The following is an 18,699-nucleotide window of genomic DNA, read 5'->3' as shown; positions in this document are numbered from 1 at the left end:
GCGGCCGGCCGATGAGCACATACGCACAGGTGCACTCGGGGATTCAGGCGACGATCGCCGCGCATGCCCAGGCACAGGACGACGGCCGGGTCGACGACATGGTCGCGTTGTACTGGCCGGACGGGGTGGTCGAGATACCCGGATTCCCGACGCGCGAGGGCGCCGATGCCATCCGGGCGGCGTTCTCACAACCGGGCTGGCGCCCGGATCCCGCAAAACCGCAGCGCCACGTGGTCACCAACACGGTCCTCACCGAATGGAACGACCGTGAGGCGAAGGCAACGAGTGACGTCGTGATGCTCAAGAATGACGGTGTCGGGTGGTCGGTGGCGATCGTCGCGCGCTACCACGATCAGTTCGAGGTGTCCGGAGAACACTGGCTTCTCCGCCGCCGGTCCGACGAGTACATCGGTTTCCGGCCCTGACTGGGATGTACCGCACATCAGGTGCCCCCGGCGGGGATGCTCTCGCCGGGGCCACCCGGCGGCTGTGCTCGTTCGTACGGAGTGCACACCGTTCGGATGACAGGTCATGCTGGAGCGCAGATACTCTGTGCGAGAACGATTGTTGCGGGAGTCGGGCTGGCGATGTGTGCGCTCAACGGGGTGTCCCTTGTGTGAGCCGCGTCCGCATATCGCTGCCACCACACAATCAACTCCTAGCCGACTGAAGGGCCGCGCGACGTCAAGCCTTTCCGACAGATCCGCAATCGAGATGGGTGCCATGCAGATGAAGACCGAGCCAGTGGTGTACATGACGCACCGAGACGAAGTTCAGATTGTCTGGGACCCGAGCAAAGGCGTGAGCCCATCCAACACTCGGCTGACAGCAGCCGACCTCGGTGACGCGAAACGGCAATCCAGCTCGATTCCGATCGAGGACCGGGAGGCCAGCCCTCTACTGCTCGAGATCGAGGTGCTCATCGACACGACAGCCCGCGAGGCGCGTCGCGCGCTTGCCCGCCTCGAAGATGCCGGACAAATTCCCCCCACGGATTTGCATGCCTGCGACCGGCGTCGCCGCCCCATGAGATACATAGGTACCGTCCAGGGGTTGAGCGGCCTGATGCAGGACATCTGTGCGGTGGGGATCGCAGACGGGGTCGTTCTGATACCGCTGGCACCGAACCCTACCGAAGAACTCATCGCTGACGAGTTCGCAGAGCTGATCGTCAGTGAAGTTGCGCCCTGACGGTTCGTGATGTGCGGTGGTCCAACATCTTTGCCGGCACCGCGCGACCGGCGGGGGAGTGCTGCTGAGGGCGAGAGCTCTTCTGGGGCCAAGCCGATTCCCTTGTGGGAATCGGCGGAGGTCGGGCTATGGCTCAGTGGGATGCCGGCCTAGCGGGTCGCGGACCTTGGCTCGGCCGGTTCGCTTTGAAAAGAAGAATGGCTGGAGAATGTCTCTTCCGGTGTGCTCGCGACCATAGCCAACCACCTTGCATTGGCTCGTGCGACCGCGATATCCGTGAGGATTCGTTCTATTGATACGGCTGTTCGGCGAGGCGCGATCAGGGTGGCGCACGCAATCGCAGCGTCCATGATGAGCAAGCGCATTGGGAAGACCTCCTAGGTCTGCGGCAATGAATCGGACAGTCTTCTGAAGCCGGGAAAGATTGCTTCAGGGGAGGTCGGCAGGGGTCTCCGGCATGTCCGTGTGTCCACGATCATTCCTATCCCACCGTCCATTTCGGCGTCGGGGCCGTTGTGAGGAGACCTCTTGCCGAGCGGGTCTCACGCGATCAGTCGATAATTCGACCGATCGGTACATCTTATGTAGGCTAGCACACGGCACTCCGCGTAACGGATGATCTCGCCGTCATTGATTGTACTGACCGATTAGTCTAAATTACTCAACTGATGCGCTGCACACCAAAGTGGAAGCGGGAGTTGCACATGAGGCTTGACGAACGCAGGAAAGAAGCGGGTGCCTGTCATACGGCGCTGCCCTTAGGGGCTTCCTCGAGGGAGATTCGAACTTTGCCACAACAGTGCCTGTCGTCTGCGGCGGTCGGAGGCATGGCATGACCGCCACAACACCCGAACGGGTGTTGGTGGTCGGCGCATCGGCCTCCGGGTTGTGCACGGCAGAGACCCTACGTCGCCAGGGATTCACGGGTGACATCTCCGTTGTCGGTGACGAGTTGCACACCCCGTACGACCGACCGCCGCTGTCCAAGCAAGTCCTGTCGGGGGCATGGGCGCCTGAACGGTCTGCACTGCGGACCGCGGAGGCCCTCTCGGAGCTGACCGCCGATTTCATCCTCGGCGACCGAGCAGTTGCCCTCGACCCACGTGCCCGGACTGTCCTCACGCAGTCCGGACGTCGGCTCGAGGCAGACGCCGTCGTGATTGCCACCGGCGTGCGTGCACGGGTGCTGCCCGAGCACAACGGACTATCCGGGGTGCACGTTCTGCGCACTCTCGAAGATGCCCTGGCTCTGCGGTCCGACATGCTTGCCGGGTCGCGGCTGGTAGTGGTCGGGGAAGGCGTCCTCGGCGCCGAAATTGCAGCCACTGGCCGTGCGCTTGGACTGGACGTGACCATGACCGGACCGCAGCCGGCGCCGATGGCGTTGCAGGTCGGCCCCTTCGTCTCGGGTCTACTGGCGGAGCTACACACCGAACGTGGGGTAGAGCTGCGCCTCGGAACCGCGGTCACCAGCCTGACTGCCGACAACGGACGCGTGAGCGGGGTGCAACTCGGTACCGGGGAGGTGCTGCCCGCCGATGTGGTGGTCGTCGCGATCGGTGCTGTCCCCGCGACAGATTGGCTCCACGAGAGCGGACTGACCCTGGACGACGGGGTGGTGTGCGATTCGCGCTGCCGGGCCGCCGAAGGCATCTACGCGGTCGGCGACGTCGCCCGGTGGCATCACGAGCACCTCGGCAAATTGGTCCGGCTCGAGAACCGAACCAATGCCACCGAACAAGCTGCCGCCGTTGCGTTCACAATCCTTGGTGCAGATCAGCCGTACGTGCCGGTGCCCTATTTCTGGACCGACCAGTTCGACGTCAAGCTCCAGGTCTACGGGTCTCTGCCTATCGACGCAGAGGTCGACATCGTCGACGGTGAGGTCTCGAGCCGTCGATTCGTCGCCCGCTATCGCAGCAATGGCAGGGTCACCGGTGTCCTCGGGTGGAACATGCCCAAGCAAGTCCGTCTCCACCGGCAGGAGATTCTCGATTCACTCGACGCTGTAGGTGCGTCCGGCCCGAGTCGCTGAACATCAGGACAGAAACTCGCGATCGAGTCGGGCGGCTGCTCCTCGAGCTTCCGAGAGAAACGGACGCCGGGAACGCCCACTCGACGGTCGCCTCGCTTCCTCAATCGTCAGCCCACCATCTCGATTGTCGTATCCGAACTCACAACCTTGGGGAATCTCATGGACACCTCGGCACCGGGCAGCGCACGTACTGCAGGCCTCCAGCTGTCGTCTCGAACTGGGAATGGGAAACGGCAGGGGCCCACACCTGGGACCACGCGTGCCGCCGAGATGGTTGATTTTGCGATTCGCTGGGGCCCGTTCGGCGGTGACGAGTACATTTTCCCGGACTTCGGGATCTCTGTGGCCACCTTCTACCGGCGAGTGCTGACCATACTTCTGCAGGGGGCCGGACCCAGGATTGATCCCGAAACTCAGAGTGCGTTGATTACGCTGTGCCAGAGAAGGATCAATACGTCGATGACCCCTCGAACCCTTGGGTGATGATGTCTTCATACGGTTCACCATCGGCCACGCCACTCGACTTCTGCTGCCTGCGAACGATTGTGTTGCAGATCTGCTCGTCGACTGTGGGATGACTGCTGCGTTCGAGTTCGCTCGGGTTTCAGCACTTGGTATTCGGTGCTGCTCGCGGAAGTGAGAAGTCCCCAGAGTGGAAGTGCTTCCACGGCTCTCGATCTGTGTATTCACGCCACCGGTCGGGCCGCCCTCGGCGGCGGGCAGCCTGACTGGTGCCGTCCGTCGTGTCCCTCAGGCCTCGGCCATCGGAGAGTGGTTGCGTTGAGGGGCGGGAATCGCCAGTGTGATCGCGGCTGCGACGAGCGCAACGCCACAGCCGATGAGCATGCCCGTACGGAATCCGGCCTCCGAGGGCACACTGTGTTCACCGAACTGCATGCTCATCTGAGACAGGACCAGGCCGACAACGGCTGCGGCCACCGATGTTCCGACCGAACGCATCAAGGTATTGACGCTGTTGGCCGAGGCCGTCTCGGACTGTGGTACTGCGCTCATGATCAGCGCGGGCATCGCGCCGTACGCGAAGCCGACTCCTGCTGTACCGATGCACGTTACGATCACCAGCCCCCATGTCGACCCCATGAGTAGCATCGAAGAGCCGTAGCCGACGGCAATGATGAGGCAGCCGATGAACAGAGTGATCTTCGGCCCGCGGGCGGAGGAGAGCTTGCCGCCGATCGGGGATACCGCCATCATCACCAGTCCCGCGGGCGCCATCCATAGACCCATGGCGAGCATCGACTGCCCGAGTCCGTAGCCGGTTTGAGCGGGCAGCTGAAGGAGCTGCGGCACGATCAGTGACTGGGCGTACATCGCGAATCCCACCACGATCGAGGCCGCATTGGTCAGAAGCACCGGCCGGCGTGCAGTTACCCGTAGGTCTACGAGCGGGTCGGGCCGTCGCAGTTCCCACCATCCCCAGAGGAGCAGCACGATGACCGCGGCGGCGAACAGGTCGAGTGTCATCGTGCTCGTCCATCCCCAGGTACCGCCCTTGGATACGGCGAGCAGCAGGCATACCAGCGCCGTACCCAAGCCGATTGCACCAACAACGTCGAATCGGCCGGAATTGCCGTAAATGGGGATCGCGGGAACGACTCGCCATAACAGACCGAAGATCACGACGCCAAGCACGGCGACGACCCAGAACAGCACTCGCCAGTTCGCGTTCTGAGCGACAATGGCGGCGAGTGGGAGGCCGAGGAGGCCTCCGATTCCCAACGAAGCGCTCATCAGCGCAATCGAGGAGTTCAGGCGCTCCGGCGGAAGTAGATCCTTCATTGCACTGATTCCCAGAGGGATCAGGCCGGCGCCCAGACCCTGAATCGCGCGGCCGGCGATCATCGGCACCAGCGACGAGGACAGCGCGCACACCACTGAACCCAGAATGAGCGGCAGGGTGCAGAGCAGCAGCATCCGTCGCTTCCCGTACATGTCGCCGAGCCGTCCGGTAACCGGGGTGGCGACAGCGGCTGCCAGCAGCGTCGCAGTAATCACCCATGATGCGTTCGCCGAGGTCGTGTTCAGGATCGACGGAAGGTCTGCGATGAGCGGAACGACCAGGGTTTGGGTCAAAGCGGACGTAATGCCGGTGAAGGCCAGAACGGCGACCAGGGCGCCTGGCCGTACGCCGGGTGGTGCCGAGCGGGCCTCGGCTGTCACCGCATTGCTCATTATCAGACTCCACTCTCGAATCGGGCGAGGTGCCCTATGCATACAATGTGTATTGCGCATAGAATATGCATAGTGCACATTGATGTGCCATACGGCCGCTGGTTGAAGTGACGGAAGAGACACATGCACAAGCCCACACACCTGATCGAGTTCGAGACGATGCTGCTCGGCCGACACCTCCACTTTCTTGGTCCGGCGAGGCGCGATACTCCCGAGCGATTGGACCGCAGTGCATACACGGTGCTCAGCCGTCTGAGCGTGCAGGGGCCGATGTCCATCAGCCAGCTCAGCGAGGCATTCGCGTTGGACACTTCGACGCTCAACCGGCAGACCGCCGCACTCCTCAAGGCCGATTTCGTCGAGCGCATCCCTGATCCGGAGGGCGGGATCGCTCGCAAGTTTCGGATCACAGAGAAAGGCAGCAGCCATCTCGAGGCCGACCGCGAGTGGGCCATTGCGGGCCTGGAACGCGTACTGGTTGATTGGGATCCCGGCGAGGTCGCCGAGTTCGCCCGTTGGCTCGAGCGATTCAATACCGACATCGAGCGCCTTACCGGGCACCCGTGGCCCCGCCCGGTTCTCCCCTCGGGTTCTTCCGACCGAGGAGACCGCAAGGAACGGCACTCCTGACCAGCGCTCGAGCGATACCCTGAAGGGTAGGTGTCGAGAGGTTTTGTATGTCGTATCTCGTTAGGTCGTCACGTTCACCGATGTTCGACGGCGCGGGTAAGTGATCCGATGCGTGACGGGGATCCACTGGGCACCCAGCGATACGGGTCACCCGACGTCGTTGCAGAGCTGCAGGGTGCGGGGTTCGATGCGGCACACGAGATCGGTCGAGGCGGATTCGGCGTGGTTTATCGCTGTACGCAAAGTGCCCTCGACCGCACTGTTGCCGTCAAGGTGCTCACCGTAGATCTCGACGAGGAGAACCGAGCGCGGTTCTTTCGCGAACAACGCGCGATGGGCCGACTCACCGGGCATCCGAACATCGTCAACATCTTGCAGGTCGGCGAGACCGGGACCGGCCTTCCATACATTGTGATGCAGTACTACCCGCAGGACTCTCTCGACCAGCGACTTCGCCGAGGTGGGCCGCTGTCGCTGCCGGAAGCCTTACGTTTGGGGATCAGGGTGGCAGGAGCAGTCGAGACTGCGCATCGGCTCGGAGTACTTCATCGCGATATCAAACCCGCGAACATCCTGCTCGACGACTACGGTGAGCCAGTGCTGACCGATTTCGGTATCGCGCATGTGGCGGGCGGATTCGAGACCGCAACCGGAACAGTCACAGGCACGCCGGCGTACACCGCGCCCGAGGTATTGGCCGGCGATCCACCGACACCGGCCACTGACATCTACGGCATTGGCGCCACCGTCTTCAGCGCAGTCACCGGGCATGCCGCGTTCGAACGACAGAGCGGAGAACAGGTTGTAGCGCAGTTCCTGAGGATTACCACGGAACCTGTGCCCGACCTGCGCGAACAGGGGATCCCCGACGATGTTGCCGAATCGGTCGCACGCGCCATGGCTCGAGCACCGGGCCAGCGCCATGCCACCGCCGCAAGCTTCGGTGAAGACCTGCAACGACTGCAACATCACCATGGATTCACTGTCGACGACATGGCCCTGCATGCTGGTAGCGAAGAACAACACCGTGGCCCCCCGCCTGCAATCGGGGGACGCCGATCGCACGATCGCCGCCCGCGCACAGCGGGAAATCTGCCTCTCGAATTGACGAGTTTCGTGGGACGTCGCCGGGAGTTGACCGAAGCGAAGAAGATGTTGACGTCTTCACCTTTGGTGACGCTGACCGGACCCGGTGGCGTCGGCAAGACGCGACTGGCATTGCGAATCGCAGCAAGCATGCAACGGGAGTTCGAGCACGGTGTATGGCTGGTCGAGTTCGGCGAACTTCATGACGAATCCTTGCTGATCGACACGGTGGCCGGCGCATTGGGGCTGTGCTATATCTCCGCGAGGCCGTTAGGTGAGGTACTCGAAGAGTTCCTCGAGACGCGGAACCTCTTGCTCGTCTTCGACAACTGTGAACAGGTCGTCGGCGGTGTAGCCGAGCTGTCCGCGACGCTGATGCAGGTCTGTCCTTCGCTGAAGATTCTCAGCACGAGCCGGGAGTCTCTCGGTATACCCGGAGAGGCCGTACTGCGAGTAGCACCACTGACAGTCCCATCCACTGACCGTCAGCCGGCCTTGAAAGGATTGCCGAGGTACGACGCGGTGACGCTGTTCGCTGAACGCGCTGCCACGGCGGTTCCCGATTTCGAACTCACCGAGGACAACAAAGATGCAGTGGCGAAGATCTGTCATCGGCTCGACGGTCTGCCGCTGGCGATCGAGTTGGCAGCGGCCCGCTTGCGCGCACTGTCGCCCGAACAAATCCTCCAGCGCCTGTCCGACCGCTATGCGCTGCTGACGCGCGGAACACGCGGCGCCCCTACGCGACAACAGACTCTTCGACTGTGCTTCGACTGGAGTTTCGACCTGTGCGAGGAACAGGAACAGCACCTCTGGACGCGGTTATCGGTCTTTGCAGGGAGTTTCGGGCTCGACGCGGCGGCGCACGTCGGTGGTCCGGGTATCCCTCCGGACGAGTTGCTTGACGCGGTGACCTCACTGGTGGAGAAGTCGATCCTCCTCAGAGAGGAATCCGGTGCCGAGGTGAGGTTTAGAATGCTCGAGACAGTGCGGGAGTACGGCCGCGAGATCCTCGCACTGATCGACGACGACACCGCTCACCGTCGGCATCTGGAGTGGTACGAATCGCTGGTTCTCGAAGCAGCGTCCAATTGGATGAGTGCACGACAGCTCGACTGGATTGAACGCACGGGGCTGGAACTACCGAACATTCGAGAAACCCTGAAGTTCTGTGTGTCCAATGATCCGGCTGCCGGGCTCCGCATCGCGGGCGCGCTATTCGGCTTGTGGAGTTCCCAGGGATACTACAGCGAGGGTAGAAGTTGGCTCGACAGACTCCTGGCCGCATACGCAGGCCCACCCACCGTCGAGCTCGTAAAGGCGCTGTTCGGCGGTGCCTTCTTCGATGCGGCGCAAACCGGCAGTCAGACGAGCGAGATGACGGTACAGAGGGGGCACACACTTGCAGCATCCATCAACGACCCTGGACTACACGCCTTCATCGCACATGTCGACGGGCTCCTAGCCCTGCTCCGCGGTGATCTCACCCAAGCCTGCGCGTACCTCGAGAAAGCGGTAGCGGAGCCCGACGCCCGGAGAGAACCCATCTACCGCGTCGGCCCACTAGGCATGCTGGGGATGGCACACGAGTTACGTGAGGACATGGTACGGGCGATCGAATGCCATGAACAAGTCCTGGAACTCACCGAACAGTACGGCGAAACCTTGTGTAGATCGTTTTCTTTGTGGGGAATGGGCCTTGCCGTGTGGCAGGAGGGAAACCCCAGTCGTGGAAGGGAACTACTCGAACAATCGTTGCAGTTGACGTGGCCCGCACGGTTTGTCCGAATTGCCATATCATGTCTCGAGTCCATCGCCTGGATCTCTGCGGAGGTCCGAGATACGCAACGTGCAGCAGTGCTTCTTGGAGCTGCAGAAGAACTGGGGCGGTCGGTCGGTGGCGCCGTCCAGTTTCCCGACCTGATGACCTACCACGACGAATGTGAGAGAATCGCTCGCTCGGCACTAGGGCAGAGGGCATTCGAATCTGCCCACCGGCAAGGGCGTCTCATGGATTTCGACGCGGCTGCAGCATTCGCGCTCGGTGAACAAGCTCCCTCCGGCGCTGAACCCGTCAGTCCCACAGTACGTCTGACCAAGCGAGAGCGTCAGGTCGCGGACCTAGTCGCAGAAGGCATGACGAACAGGGCGATTGCGGCGAAACTGGTGCTGTCGGATCGAACTGTCCAAGGACATGTGGAGCACATCCTGGCGAAACTTGGCTTCACATCGAGGGCTCAGGTCGCGGCATGGGTCGTCGAGCAAGCCCACAGTGCGCCTGACAGTGGTCGTCGACCGTAGCGCTCGCCGCTGCCGCACTATCGTGCAACCTGGTGCGGGACAACCGTGTTGTTCCACGACAACGACTGCTGCATCACGCTCCTCCACGACCCGTCGGATCGCTGGGAGCAGCGATTCAACGATGGCAAGCAACCGAGCAATGCCTTGAACGCCGGTAAGAAGGACCGGGCAACAACGCAAGAAGGAGCTATTGCTTCAGTCGAAACTCAAACTGCCACTGGGGTGCATGGGAGACACTCTGATGTCCCCGCGGGACCGGATTCGGCCGAGTTGCCGAAGGCGGTCGTGAAACGCGCCGACAATATCGCGGGTGTCGTTGAGACGCAGGATGATCCTGTGTGGGCTATGATCCACCACGCCGGCGCCGAATTGATAGCCCACCAGTGCCACCTTCTCGACGAATGGCCCGGTCGCAACTACCTCCAGTGAGGAGACATCCCGGTAAACATCATCTTCCCTGGTATCGAGGCGGATCTTCACAACATCGACGAAGCGATTCATCTTCTTCACCAGCAATTCCGTCTGTACCCCAGGCGGAAGGGCGGCCGATACCGTTATTCCATGGCGGTCAGCTCGCAACGAGCACCACGAAGACAAGGCGATCAGTTCGACACCGTGGCGGTGGAAGAGTCCACCTAGTTGGCGCACAAGACCGCGCGAATCGATGCACTCGATGGAGAAGGTCACGGCGTCGGTCGTCGATTGCTCTTCTGGGAGCGAATTCGATGTGCGGAATTCAAGATTCGCGGAGGCGGTCATTGTCAGCTCCGAGTCGTAGGTGGGTCGATATTTTCGGCGGGATCAAGCGTCCATAGAGGCGACCTATCTCTCAGTCGAGTGTCGATCAGTACCGAAGGACAGTTGGCGCGAACTCCGGTGAAGCCCGTATATGTCGGGCTGACCCGGACGATCCGTTTACTCACGTGGGCGTACCTCGTCGGCGAGGCCGCGGAGGTTTGGAAGGTCTGCGGGATCTACGTAATCGACGTAATACCAATATAAGCCGTCACGCAAGAGCCATGAGGCGAGAGGGCCGTTCTTGTTCCTGATAGCTTCGAGGAGGTCCTCGTGGTGGCGAACAGACAGCAGCATTTGTGCTCGACTGTCGCCGGAGTCAGTGATCCGTTGTTGTGTGAGGCGGAGGACTGATTCACGGACCGCCTCGCCGGAGAACTCCAGCAGGGGATTGCTGCAGGTGCGCGCAACCGTTCGGTGGAAGTCGAGGTCAGCGGCACTGAACTCTGCGTATCCGAGATCGATGCCGGCGCGCATCCGGGCATTTGCACGTTCGAGTTCTACCAAGTCCGATTCACTACGATTGCTGGCGGCCAGGAGAACAGCAGCGCTCTCGATGATCATGCGAAACTGCAGCAGCGAGGCCAACCCGACAACCTCGCCTGCAGTGAGGCGGGTAAGTGACTTCTGTAGAAGGTGCGAGCTTGCAGACAGTACGATGGGCCCACGTCGGTCTCCAAGTCGCGACTTCACAAGGTGATTGCTTTCGAGGACCCGCAGCGCCTCCCGAATTGTCGGACGGCTGACGCCATATCGTTCGACGAGTTCCCGCTCGCTGGGAAGGTGATCGCCGGGGTTCAACTCGCCAGACAAGATCGCGTTCTCGATCGCGTCTGCAATCTGCTGATAGACACGCGCCGGCTGTGCCGACTCGGACCTGGCCGCCACTTGCAACTCCTCACGCCGTCCCTGACCCGTTCGTATCCAATCATTCTGCACTCGCGTTCGTCCAGTGGTAAGGCCGGTGGAGAGGGACTGGCATCTTCCCGGGGCCCCGGTCACACCACGGCGGATTCTGCCTCGGAAGCAGTCGTCGGCAATCACACGCATTCATAAGGGTATTCATCCCGCTGGGTAGTTGAATAGCATTGACGTGATGTCGTAGTTGAGCCATGATCTGTTCTTGGATCCACGAGAAGCCTCGAACGCTGCCTCGGGGGCTGAACGGCGAGCGGCAGCAGTGGATCGAAGTCGCGCAGACGGTGCTTTCGGAGAGGAGCGGACCGACGTCAACCATTGATGCCTCGTGTGAGGCTCGCACCGGGCGGATCGTGGTCGACAACGCCAAGTCACGGCTGAACGCCAACAGGAGATTCTCACGCCGAGGTCGAACTGCCGCAATTTTCATTCTCTTTGCCGAAAGGGGCATTCCACATTGACTACCTACGACCTGGCCGTCATCGACGGGGACGGAATCGGGCCGGAGGTTAACCAGCAAGCACTCTCGGCGATGAAAGCTGCCGCCGCTCGATTCGGGTTCGGTCTCGAAACAACCGACTACGCGCTGGGTGCGCAAAACTATCTCGATACTGGGCGCTTGATCGACGACGAAATCATCGGCCGTCTACAAGCCCACGACGCCATACTGTTCGGCGCCATGGGTGATCCTGGAGTCGCGCCGGGGATCCTCGAGCGCGGCGTGATTCTGCGCATTCGTCGAGCCTTCCGGCAGAAGGTGAACCTTCGGCCAGTGCGTCTCTATCCCGGTGTCCACACGCCGATCCGGGACCTCGATCCCGAGCGGTGCGACTTCGTTGTCGTCCGCGAAAACACCGAGGGTTTGTATGTCGGCGGTGGTTCAACTGTCCATGAGGGTACGCAGAATGCCGTGGCGCTCCAGGAATCGGTCAACACAGCCCGGGCCATCGCGGACGTAGTGGACTATTCTTTCCGACTCGCGCAGCAACGTCGCCGGAAACTTACCCTGTGCCACAAGAAGAATATTCTTGTGCACGCGGGTGAACTGTGGCAGAACATTGTCGACGAGCACTCATCTCGCTACCCCGAGGTCGAGGTCGATTACGTTCACGCCGACGCAATGTGCCAGCACATGCCAATGACTCCGGAGCGGTTCGACGTTATCGTGACCGACAATCTTTTCGGCGACATCATCTCGGATCTAGGCGCGACCATCCAGGGAGGGCTGGGCGTAGCCGCGAGTGCCAATCTGAATCTGGACGGTCGGGCGCCCAGCATGTTCGAGCCTGTCCACGGGTCGGCTCCAGATATTGCGGGGCGCGGTTGGGCGAATCCAGCTGCCGCCGTGCTCTCTGCCGCCCTATGTCTTGCATCGTTCGGGCAGGGGATGGCTGCGCTGGCTCTGGAAACCGCCACAGCTTCGGTGCTCGGCGAACTGTCGGCATTGGCGGGCCCCGGAATGGGCGCGAGTACGGAAGAGATCGGCGACCGGATCGTCGACCGGATCGTGACGGGCTCGGTCGAAGAACACGGTAGGCGGGAAGGCTCGATCATGACCGCGATGGCGGCGATCTGAACGCACCTTCCACGCCCGCCCAACCGGCCTGTATACGACGCTTCCGTTATCGGATACTGTCGGTGCGCGCGGCCCCAAATCTGAGCTGCGTGATGGTCTTCTCAATGTGTCTTCTGGCGACGATCTCCGCGGTGACACCGTCTCCCGCTTCAATCGCGTCGGCGATTGTTGCGTGCTCTTCGATGGCACGCAGAGCGCTACTCGGTTCGATCATCGCGACGGGGGCGAACACCTGCGCTGTCATGCGAATAATCGAGGTCTGCGCAATGACAAACTCGTTATTGGTCATGTGCACGATGAGCTCGTGAAAATCGACATTGAGTTTGGAGTACCCGCGCGGATTCCACGGATCGATTGCTTTGCGCTGCGCGTCGATGAGTTGCCGCATCTCCCGCACGCGTGCCGGAGACGGGTTCGCGGATGCCAACCGCGCTGCCAGACCATCCACGACAGCGCGCAGTTCGTAGGCCGACAGCAGCGTGTGCACATCCCCGGAGATGACGCGGGCACCCTTGCCGGCTTCGGAACGAACCAGGCCCTCCTGCTCGAGTCGCCGCAGCGCCTCACGCAGCGGTGTGCGACTGACCCCGAGTTCGTCGGATAGCTGCTCCTGCTTCAGCCATACGCCGGTTGCGTAGTGCTGTGCATAGATACGCTCTCGTAGGAGAGCGGTGATCTCGTCCACGATCGGCACCCTGCGTCGGCGGGTGGAGTCGACGCCGTTGTTTTCGGCATTGCCGGCAGAAGTCGAGTCATTCTTCGGCTGGGACGCGGATCGAACCACGGCACCTCACCTTCCCGCGTGGTATTGACCCCCGGGATCTAGAGTAGTGGACTGACCGGTGGGTGTTCGAGTGCCCATGCCCGGGAAGGGCCCCGCGCGACCACTATCGCTGACCAGTGTTCCCGTCGCGAGGATCAGCACATAAGTGTTGAACAGCTGAAACAGGCAGTACAACTTACTACAGACAATCGGATGAGAGCGGAGATTGGACCCATGTTCGGATTGCTCGCGCGATTGTCCGAGATCGACTCACGAGCCGAAGCAGCCGTTCGAGTCATCGCGGCGTTCGACGCTCTGGTCGAAGGCCGGGTTTCGGCATCGACCCTGACCAGAGCGACTGCAGCCCTTGCCGAATGCACTGCCGGGATGCATCTGCTCGATGGGACTGCATTGCGCGTCGCTCACAACGGGACCGTCGATTCTTCGGATCGAGATGTTCCACGCAGTCGTATCGACTTGGGCGATGGCCGGGCAGTCTGGATTGAACGCGAAGGTGATGCGGAGGCCCTGGACGACCTCATACTCGAGCGCTTTGCTCTGGCGACTCGGGTGCTGGTTACTCCGCCCCGCGTGATTTCTGCCGCAACTATTGCTGATCCAGCACTGACCGAACTGCTGATTTCGGAGTCCGCCGGAACGGAGGAACGGGCGCGCGCAATTCAACTTCTCGGCCTCGTGCCGAACCTCCCGATACGCATCGTTGCCGTCTCTACATCGGAGGACCGGGACCCAGGAACGGAAGCAGTAGCGCTTGTAGCCAGAACCCGCACTCCGGTGCGCCCACTGCGGGTGGCCACGGTTGGGCGGACCGCCGGATTGATCCTGCAGCCACGTCAGAACGCCGACCTCGTCGTCTCAGACCTCCAAGGCAGCGTCCGAGATCGCCTTCAAGAGCGAGATCCTGGATCAGGGCGGAGCTTGGACCTGCGGGTGGGCATTGGCAACCTGGTCTCGCCGCAGGATGCTCGTACCTCGTGGTTGCAAGCACTCTTGGCGTTGAGATTCACGGTTCAAGGCGAGAACTCGGCGGTCGTCGACCATGCATTACTCGGGTCCCTCACATTGCTTGCCGATGTTCCGATAAGTCAGATCGCGGCAAACGTGGACGTGGTCGCACTCCAGGCCATTTCGGAGACAGAGAGTGGGAAACTCGACTTACGTGCGTTGGACGCTCTCTGCCGCACTGGATCGCTCCGCCTGGCCGCGAACTCCCTGCATATGCACCACAGTTCAATTGCGGCTCGGGTTACACGAGCGGAGGAGCGACTGGGGTGGGATCTTGGCACACCGGACGGAATACTTCGAGCCCGAATCGCACTGCAGTCCCTACATTTTCTGAATAATGGCGAATCGTAGTAGCGGACCGGCGCCTCGGAGAGCTCGCACCGACAGTCGTCTGACGCATCGCGGCCAGGAACAGACGATCGGCGGTAGCGTCGGCGGCGATGAAACCCGATAGTGGGAGGACATCGCAAATTCTGAGGAGACACGATGACTCTCGATAACGCCATCCGTACAAGTACCCCTCCGCCGCTAGACCCGGAACTCGCAGCAGGGCTCGCACGAATCCCATTCATGTCCTCCACGCTCCACCCCCACGAAATCCTCGAAGCTCGAGAACGCCGCCTGAATCAGCTGCCCGATCGTGATGTCCAACTCGAGCGCTTGCGTCGCGATGGCAGCATCGAGGTCACCGAACGAGAAGTTCCTGGCCCCCTCGGCGGACCCGATATCACCGTGTTGATCATGGCGCCGACGAACCCGCGGACTGTCCCTTCCCCGACGATCTACTACATCCACGGTGGGGGGATGGTCATGGGAACCAGGTTCACTGGAGTAGATGGCCTGGCCGATTTGGTGGACGAACTTGGCGTAGTGGCAGTTTCAGTTGAATACCGGCTCGCCCCGGAGAACCCGTACCCCGCACCCGTGGAAGACTGCTACGCGGGTTTGGTATGGATAACAGAGAACGCGGCAGACCTGGGCATCGACTCCTCGCGAATCATCGTCATGGGCGCTAGCGCAGGAGGCGGACTGGCTGCGGCAATCGCCTTGTTTGCCCGCGACCACAACGGCCCGGCAATCTCCCACTTGGTGCTGGGGTGTCCGATGCTCGACGATCGGGGAATTACGCCATCGAGTCAGGAACTCGATGGTATCGGAGTGTTCGACCGTACCTCGAACAAGACAGGCTGGGGGGCTCTCCTCGGAGATGCAGCAGGCGGACCCGACGTGTCCTACTATGCTGCGCCGGCGCGCGCCACCGACCTCTCCGGACTACCTCCGACATTCCTCGATGTCGGCCAGGTCGAGACCTTCCGCGATGAGGTCATCGACTTCGCGGCCCGCCTATCCCAGTCCGGTGTCCTCGCTGAACTGCACGTGTGGCCCGGTGCGTTTCACGGATTCGAAGTAGTCGTCACGTCAGACATCTCCAAGATTGCGGGGCAAACCCGCAGAGCCTATATCGCACGCGCATTGAGCTGACTCGAGTATTCCAGCGCGCGCGCCGAGATTCGCTGGCGTCTCGAGCACGACTATCGCAAGCTGAATCCGGCACTACCAGGTGTTCAGCGCGGCCTGAGGCCGTCGAGTAGCAGATGAACGGTGAAGTGCACCCTCTGATCGACTTCGTCGCGGGTGGGTGTTTGGCCGCTCACGATCGAGCGCACGGAGCCGCCGACCGCCATGTTCATGAACGCGATGGCGGCGAGTTCGGTTGTGGTGGGTGCGATGTCGCCTGCGGCGATGGCCCGGTCGAGCAGGCCGGCGACGAAGTCGAGCACCGGTTTGGAGCGCTGTTCGTAGTTTTCGGCGAATATGCTGGGGAATCGGTAGCTTTCGGTGTTGATGATCCGCTGCAGGCGCAGACCGTCGGGCGTCATAACCTGGCCGATGTGCAGCCGGGCGATCGCTTCCAGTGTTTGGGTGAGATTACCTCGATCGAAGTCTTCGAGGACATGGTGGGGCACGATCTGCCGGTTGATGGCCCGCCGCACCGCGGTGAGAAACAGCGACGCCTTGTCGGGGTGGTGGGCGTAGACCGTGCGCTTGGTCATGCCGACGTGGGTGGCGATCATCTCGATCGTCGTTATTTCGAAGCCGTGCTCGAGGAACAGCTGGAGTGCGGTATCGAGCAGTTCGTCCTGGCGTGCCTCGGCCTGCTCGCGGGTGGGGCGTCCGGCGCCGCGGCGCGGGAGCGGCGTCGCTCTGGTCACGTCGGCCTCGCTGAGATTCGCTCTTGCATAACACCCTTGCCTTCGTCATGATGAGGTTACCGAACTAATGATACGCACGAGTTGCTATTTGTGGCAACGTTTACCGAAGGGACGCCCCGTGAACGCACCCACGGAGCAATCCACACTCCACAGCACGACCGTGGGTGTCGTCACCGGCGCTGGCTACGGACTGGGAGCTGCCTGCGCGCGGCAGCTCGTCGATCATGTGGAAACACTACTGCTCACCGACCGGGACCCGCACGCCGCTGCGGCCGTGGCCCGCGAACTCGTGAACGATGCGGGTGTGGACGCCGTGCCGTTCACTCTCGACTTCACCGACCGCAAGGATCTCGCGCACCTGGTGGCGCGAATCGGGGACCTGGGCACGCTGCGGGCAGTCGCGCATGCCGACGCCTGCTCGCCCACCTCGGCCGACTGGCGGCAGATTCTCACCGTGGACCTCGTCGCCACTGCCCGGCTCTCGGCTGCTCTCCGGCCGCTGGCCGACAACGGCAGCGCCATGGTGGTGTTGGCGGGTATGTCGTCGATGCCGAGCCCGGATACTTCCGACGCGGCTGAGCCGACCGTCCTCGACGACCCGCTGGCCCAGCAGTTCCTACACCGGCTGCGCGAGGCGCTCGGACCGGACATCGAGGATCCGGCCACGGCCCGCACCTGGGCCAAGCGTGGCTTGGAACGCTTAGTTCGGCGGGAGTCGGTGCGGCTCGGGTCCGTGGGCGCGCGCATCTGTTCCGTGTCCACGGACAACATCGACAGGTCGCCGGTGCGGTCGGAGACTGCCGAACACTCGTGCATCGATCGGATCGTGCAGCGCAGGGGGCATGACGCGGAGATCGCCGCCGTGGTGGCATTCGCGCTGTCGGAACAGGCGAGCTTCCTCAACGGTATCGACCTGCTGGTCGACGGTGGGGCCAGCGCCGCCGCCGCCGCCCGCGCGGCCGGAGATTTCGGGCCGCTGCGGGCTGCCGCGACGACGGTGGCTGCGAATCGTGCGACAGCGGCCTATGCAACCTGTGCCGCGAATCAGATATCGGCATTCTCGGCATGACGGGCCGGGCAGCCTGTCGGAGTACTTCACGGCGCCGCCGGCGATGCTGGTTCCACCACCCGACGGCTTGTGCCTCGAGGACGCCTCCGTCGTCGAGCCCGGCGGGATCGCCGGATGTCGCCGGGGCATTGACAACCCAACGGTTCGAAGCCGACGAGTCTGAACGTGTCTTCGAGGCCGTCGTGCATCCATGAAAGTGAAGAGTGAGGAGTGTTGAGTGGTGGAGACAGTTGCGGCCTTCATTGATGGACGTCGGGTGCTCACATCGGGTACTTACGACAACATCGATCCGTCGACCGGTGTGTCGCTGGGGGCTGTGGTCAGGTGCGGGCCTGACGAAGTGGATCGGGCGGTGTGTGCGGCCCGGGCCGCACAGCGGTCGTGGCGGGAGACGTCGCCGGAGACCCGTGCCAAGTTGTTGACCCGGCTGGCGGATCTGATCGAACGTGACGCGGCAGGGTTGGCGTTGTTGGAGAGTGAGGATTCGGGTAAACCGTTGGGGCAGGCGCGAGCCGATGCGGTCGTGTGCGCTCGCTACTTCCGCTTCTATGGTCACGCGATCGATTCCTACTACGGGATCACGATCCCGTTGGGTCCTGATATACATGCCTATACGCGCCGCGAGCCGTACGGTGTGACGGGTCATATCGTTGCCTGGAACTATCCGATGCAGCTTCTCGCGCGTGCGGTGGCTCCGGCGATTGCTACCGGCAACTGCTGTGTGGCGAAGCCCGCAGATGAAACGCCACGTACCGCGGTCGCCATCGCCGAGTTGGCGATCGAGGCGGGGATCCCGGCGGGTGTGTTGAATGTCGTGCCGGGTCTCGGAGTCGAGGCGGGTGCCGCGTTGAGCGCCCATGACGGGGTCGACCATATCGGGTTTGTCGGGTCCACCCAGATCGG

The 18,699-nt window shown here is 62.3% G+C and carries 15 protein-coding genes; 10 read left to right on the top strand and 5 right to left on the bottom strand.

Annotated elements, in window-relative coordinates; translation table 11 throughout:
• From AZG88_RS04730 to AZG88_RS04720, 3 genes are all read left to right on the top strand, one after another.
• A partial coding sequence (locus AZG88_RS04730) for a nuclear transport factor 2 family protein (RefSeq protein ID WP_231913817.1) occupies positions 1-425 on the top strand: 425 nt, incomplete at its 5' end.
• 298 nt (positions 426-723) lie between these two features.
• A complete protein-coding gene (locus tag AZG88_RS04725; RefSeq protein ID WP_061697071.1) occupies positions 724-1,191 on the top strand; it encodes a hypothetical protein in 468 nt (155 codons plus the stop codon).
• A gap of 832 nt (positions 1,192-2,023) precedes the next feature.
• Positions 2,024-3,226, top strand: coding sequence for an NAD(P)/FAD-dependent oxidoreductase (locus AZG88_RS04720; protein WP_061697070.1), 1,203 nt, complete (start codon positions 2,024-2,026; stop codon positions 3,224-3,226).
• A 750-nt stretch (positions 3,227-3,976) separates the two neighbouring features.
• On the opposite strand, the gene AZG88_RS04710 is transcribed toward AZG88_RS04720, so the two are convergent.
• Positions 3,977-5,419 (bottom strand): MFS transporter, encoded by a 1,443-nt coding sequence (locus AZG88_RS04710; protein WP_061697069.1) that lies wholly within the window; start codon positions 5,417-5,419, stop codon positions 3,977-3,979.
• Between the two features lie 123 nt (positions 5,420-5,542).
• On the opposite strand from AZG88_RS04710, the gene AZG88_RS04705 reads away from it, so the two are divergent.
• The gene (locus AZG88_RS04705) at positions 5,543-6,049 is read left to right on the top strand and encodes a MarR family winged helix-turn-helix transcriptional regulator (protein ID WP_061045983.1); all 507 of its coding nucleotides are present in this window, start codon (positions 5,543-5,545) and stop codon (positions 6,047-6,049) included.
• A 108-nt stretch (positions 6,050-6,157) separates the two neighbouring features.
• The gene (locus tag AZG88_RS04700) at positions 6,158-9,436 is read left to right on the top strand and encodes a protein kinase domain-containing protein (protein ID WP_061697068.1); all 3,279 of its coding nucleotides are present in this window, start codon (positions 6,158-6,160) and stop codon (positions 9,434-9,436) included.
• A gap of 195 nt (positions 9,437-9,631) precedes the next feature.
• Here AZG88_RS04700 and AZG88_RS04695 read toward each other — a convergent pair whose 3' ends face one another.
• On the bottom strand, positions 9,632-10,195 hold the full coding sequence (locus AZG88_RS04695) for a hypothetical protein (protein WP_061697067.1): 564 nt from the start codon (positions 10,193-10,195) through the stop codon (positions 9,632-9,634).
• 156 nt (positions 10,196-10,351) lie between these two features.
• Positions 10,352-11,119 carry a FadR/GntR family transcriptional regulator gene (locus AZG88_RS04690; RefSeq protein ID WP_061697066.1) on the bottom strand — a complete coding sequence of 256 codons (768 nt, stop codon included), beginning with the start codon at positions 11,117-11,119 and terminating at the stop codon, positions 10,352-10,354.
• Between the two features lie 487 nt (positions 11,120-11,606).
• Between AZG88_RS04690 and AZG88_RS04685 the strand changes: the two genes are divergently transcribed.
• Entirely contained in the window at positions 11,607-12,725 is a 1,119-nt protein-coding gene (locus AZG88_RS04685) for a 3-isopropylmalate dehydrogenase (RefSeq protein WP_061697065.1), read from the top strand.
• A gap of 46 nt (positions 12,726-12,771) precedes the next feature.
• On the opposite strand, the gene AZG88_RS04680 is transcribed toward AZG88_RS04685, so the two are convergent.
• Positions 12,772-13,410, bottom strand: a complete 639-nt coding sequence (locus tag AZG88_RS04680) for a GntR family transcriptional regulator (RefSeq protein ID WP_061697073.1) — start codon at positions 13,408-13,410, stop codon at positions 12,772-12,774.
• A gap of 312 nt (positions 13,411-13,722) precedes the next feature.
• Between AZG88_RS04680 and AZG88_RS49535 the strand changes: the two genes are divergently transcribed.
• Together AZG88_RS49535 and AZG88_RS04670 are read left to right on the top strand one after the other, a co-directional pair.
• Complete coding sequence (locus AZG88_RS49535; protein WP_179443215.1) at positions 13,723-14,865, top strand: helix-turn-helix domain-containing protein; 1,143 nt, start codon at positions 13,723-13,725, stop codon at positions 14,863-14,865.
• A 219-nt stretch (positions 14,866-15,084) separates the two neighbouring features.
• Complete coding sequence (locus AZG88_RS04670; protein WP_197436402.1) at positions 15,085-15,996, top strand: alpha/beta hydrolase; 912 nt, start codon at positions 15,085-15,087, stop codon at positions 15,994-15,996.
• A gap of 83 nt (positions 15,997-16,079) precedes the next feature.
• Here AZG88_RS04670 and AZG88_RS04665 read toward each other — a convergent pair whose 3' ends face one another.
• Positions 16,080-16,727, bottom strand: coding sequence for a TetR/AcrR family transcriptional regulator (locus tag AZG88_RS04665; RefSeq protein ID WP_061697064.1), 648 nt, complete (start codon positions 16,725-16,727; stop codon positions 16,080-16,082).
• A 118-nt stretch (positions 16,728-16,845) separates the two neighbouring features.
• On the opposite strand from AZG88_RS04665, the gene AZG88_RS04660 reads away from it, so the two are divergent.
• Both AZG88_RS04660 and AZG88_RS04655 read left to right on the top strand, forming a co-directional pair.
• On the top strand, positions 16,846-17,796 hold the full coding sequence (locus AZG88_RS04660) for an SDR family oxidoreductase (RefSeq protein WP_063886776.1): 951 nt from the start codon (positions 16,846-16,848) through the stop codon (positions 17,794-17,796).
• 217 nt (positions 17,797-18,013) lie between these two features.
• The coding region (locus AZG88_RS04655) for an aldehyde dehydrogenase family protein (protein ID WP_331712234.1) at positions 18,014-18,699 on the top strand (686 nt) is incomplete at its 3' end.

This window comes from Rhodococcus sp. LB1, assembly GCF_001583455.1.
Taxonomy (GTDB): domain Bacteria; phylum Actinomycetota; class Actinomycetes; order Mycobacteriales; family Mycobacteriaceae; genus Rhodococcus_F; species Rhodococcus_F opacus.
This window is presented reverse-complemented; position numbering and strand designations above follow the sequence as displayed.

Coding starts and splice junctions, on each gene's coding strand:
- AZG88_RS04725 (WP_061697071.1), top strand. CDS start 724: ATGCAGATGAAGACCGAGCCAGTGGTGTACATGACGCACCGAGACGAA.
- AZG88_RS04720 (WP_061697070.1), top strand. CDS start 2,024: ATGACCGCCACAACACCCGAACGGGTGTTGGTGGTCGGCGCATCGGCC.
- AZG88_RS04710 (WP_061697069.1), bottom strand. CDS start 5,419: ATGAGCAATGCGGTGACAGCCGAGGCCCGCTCGGCACCACCCGGCGTA.
- AZG88_RS04705 (WP_061045983.1), top strand. CDS start 5,543: ATGCACAAGCCCACACACCTGATCGAGTTCGAGACGATGCTGCTCGGC.
- AZG88_RS04700 (WP_061697068.1), top strand. CDS start 6,158: ATGCGTGACGGGGATCCACTGGGCACCCAGCGATACGGGTCACCCGAC.
- AZG88_RS04695 (WP_061697067.1), bottom strand. CDS start 10,195: ATGACCGCCTCCGCGAATCTTGAATTCCGCACATCGAATTCGCTCCCA.
- AZG88_RS49535 (WP_179443215.1), top strand. CDS start 13,723: ATGTTCGGATTGCTCGCGCGATTGTCCGAGATCGACTCACGAGCCGAA.
- AZG88_RS04670 (WP_197436402.1), top strand. CDS start 15,085: ATGTCCTCCACGCTCCACCCCCACGAAATCCTCGAAGCTCGAGAACGC.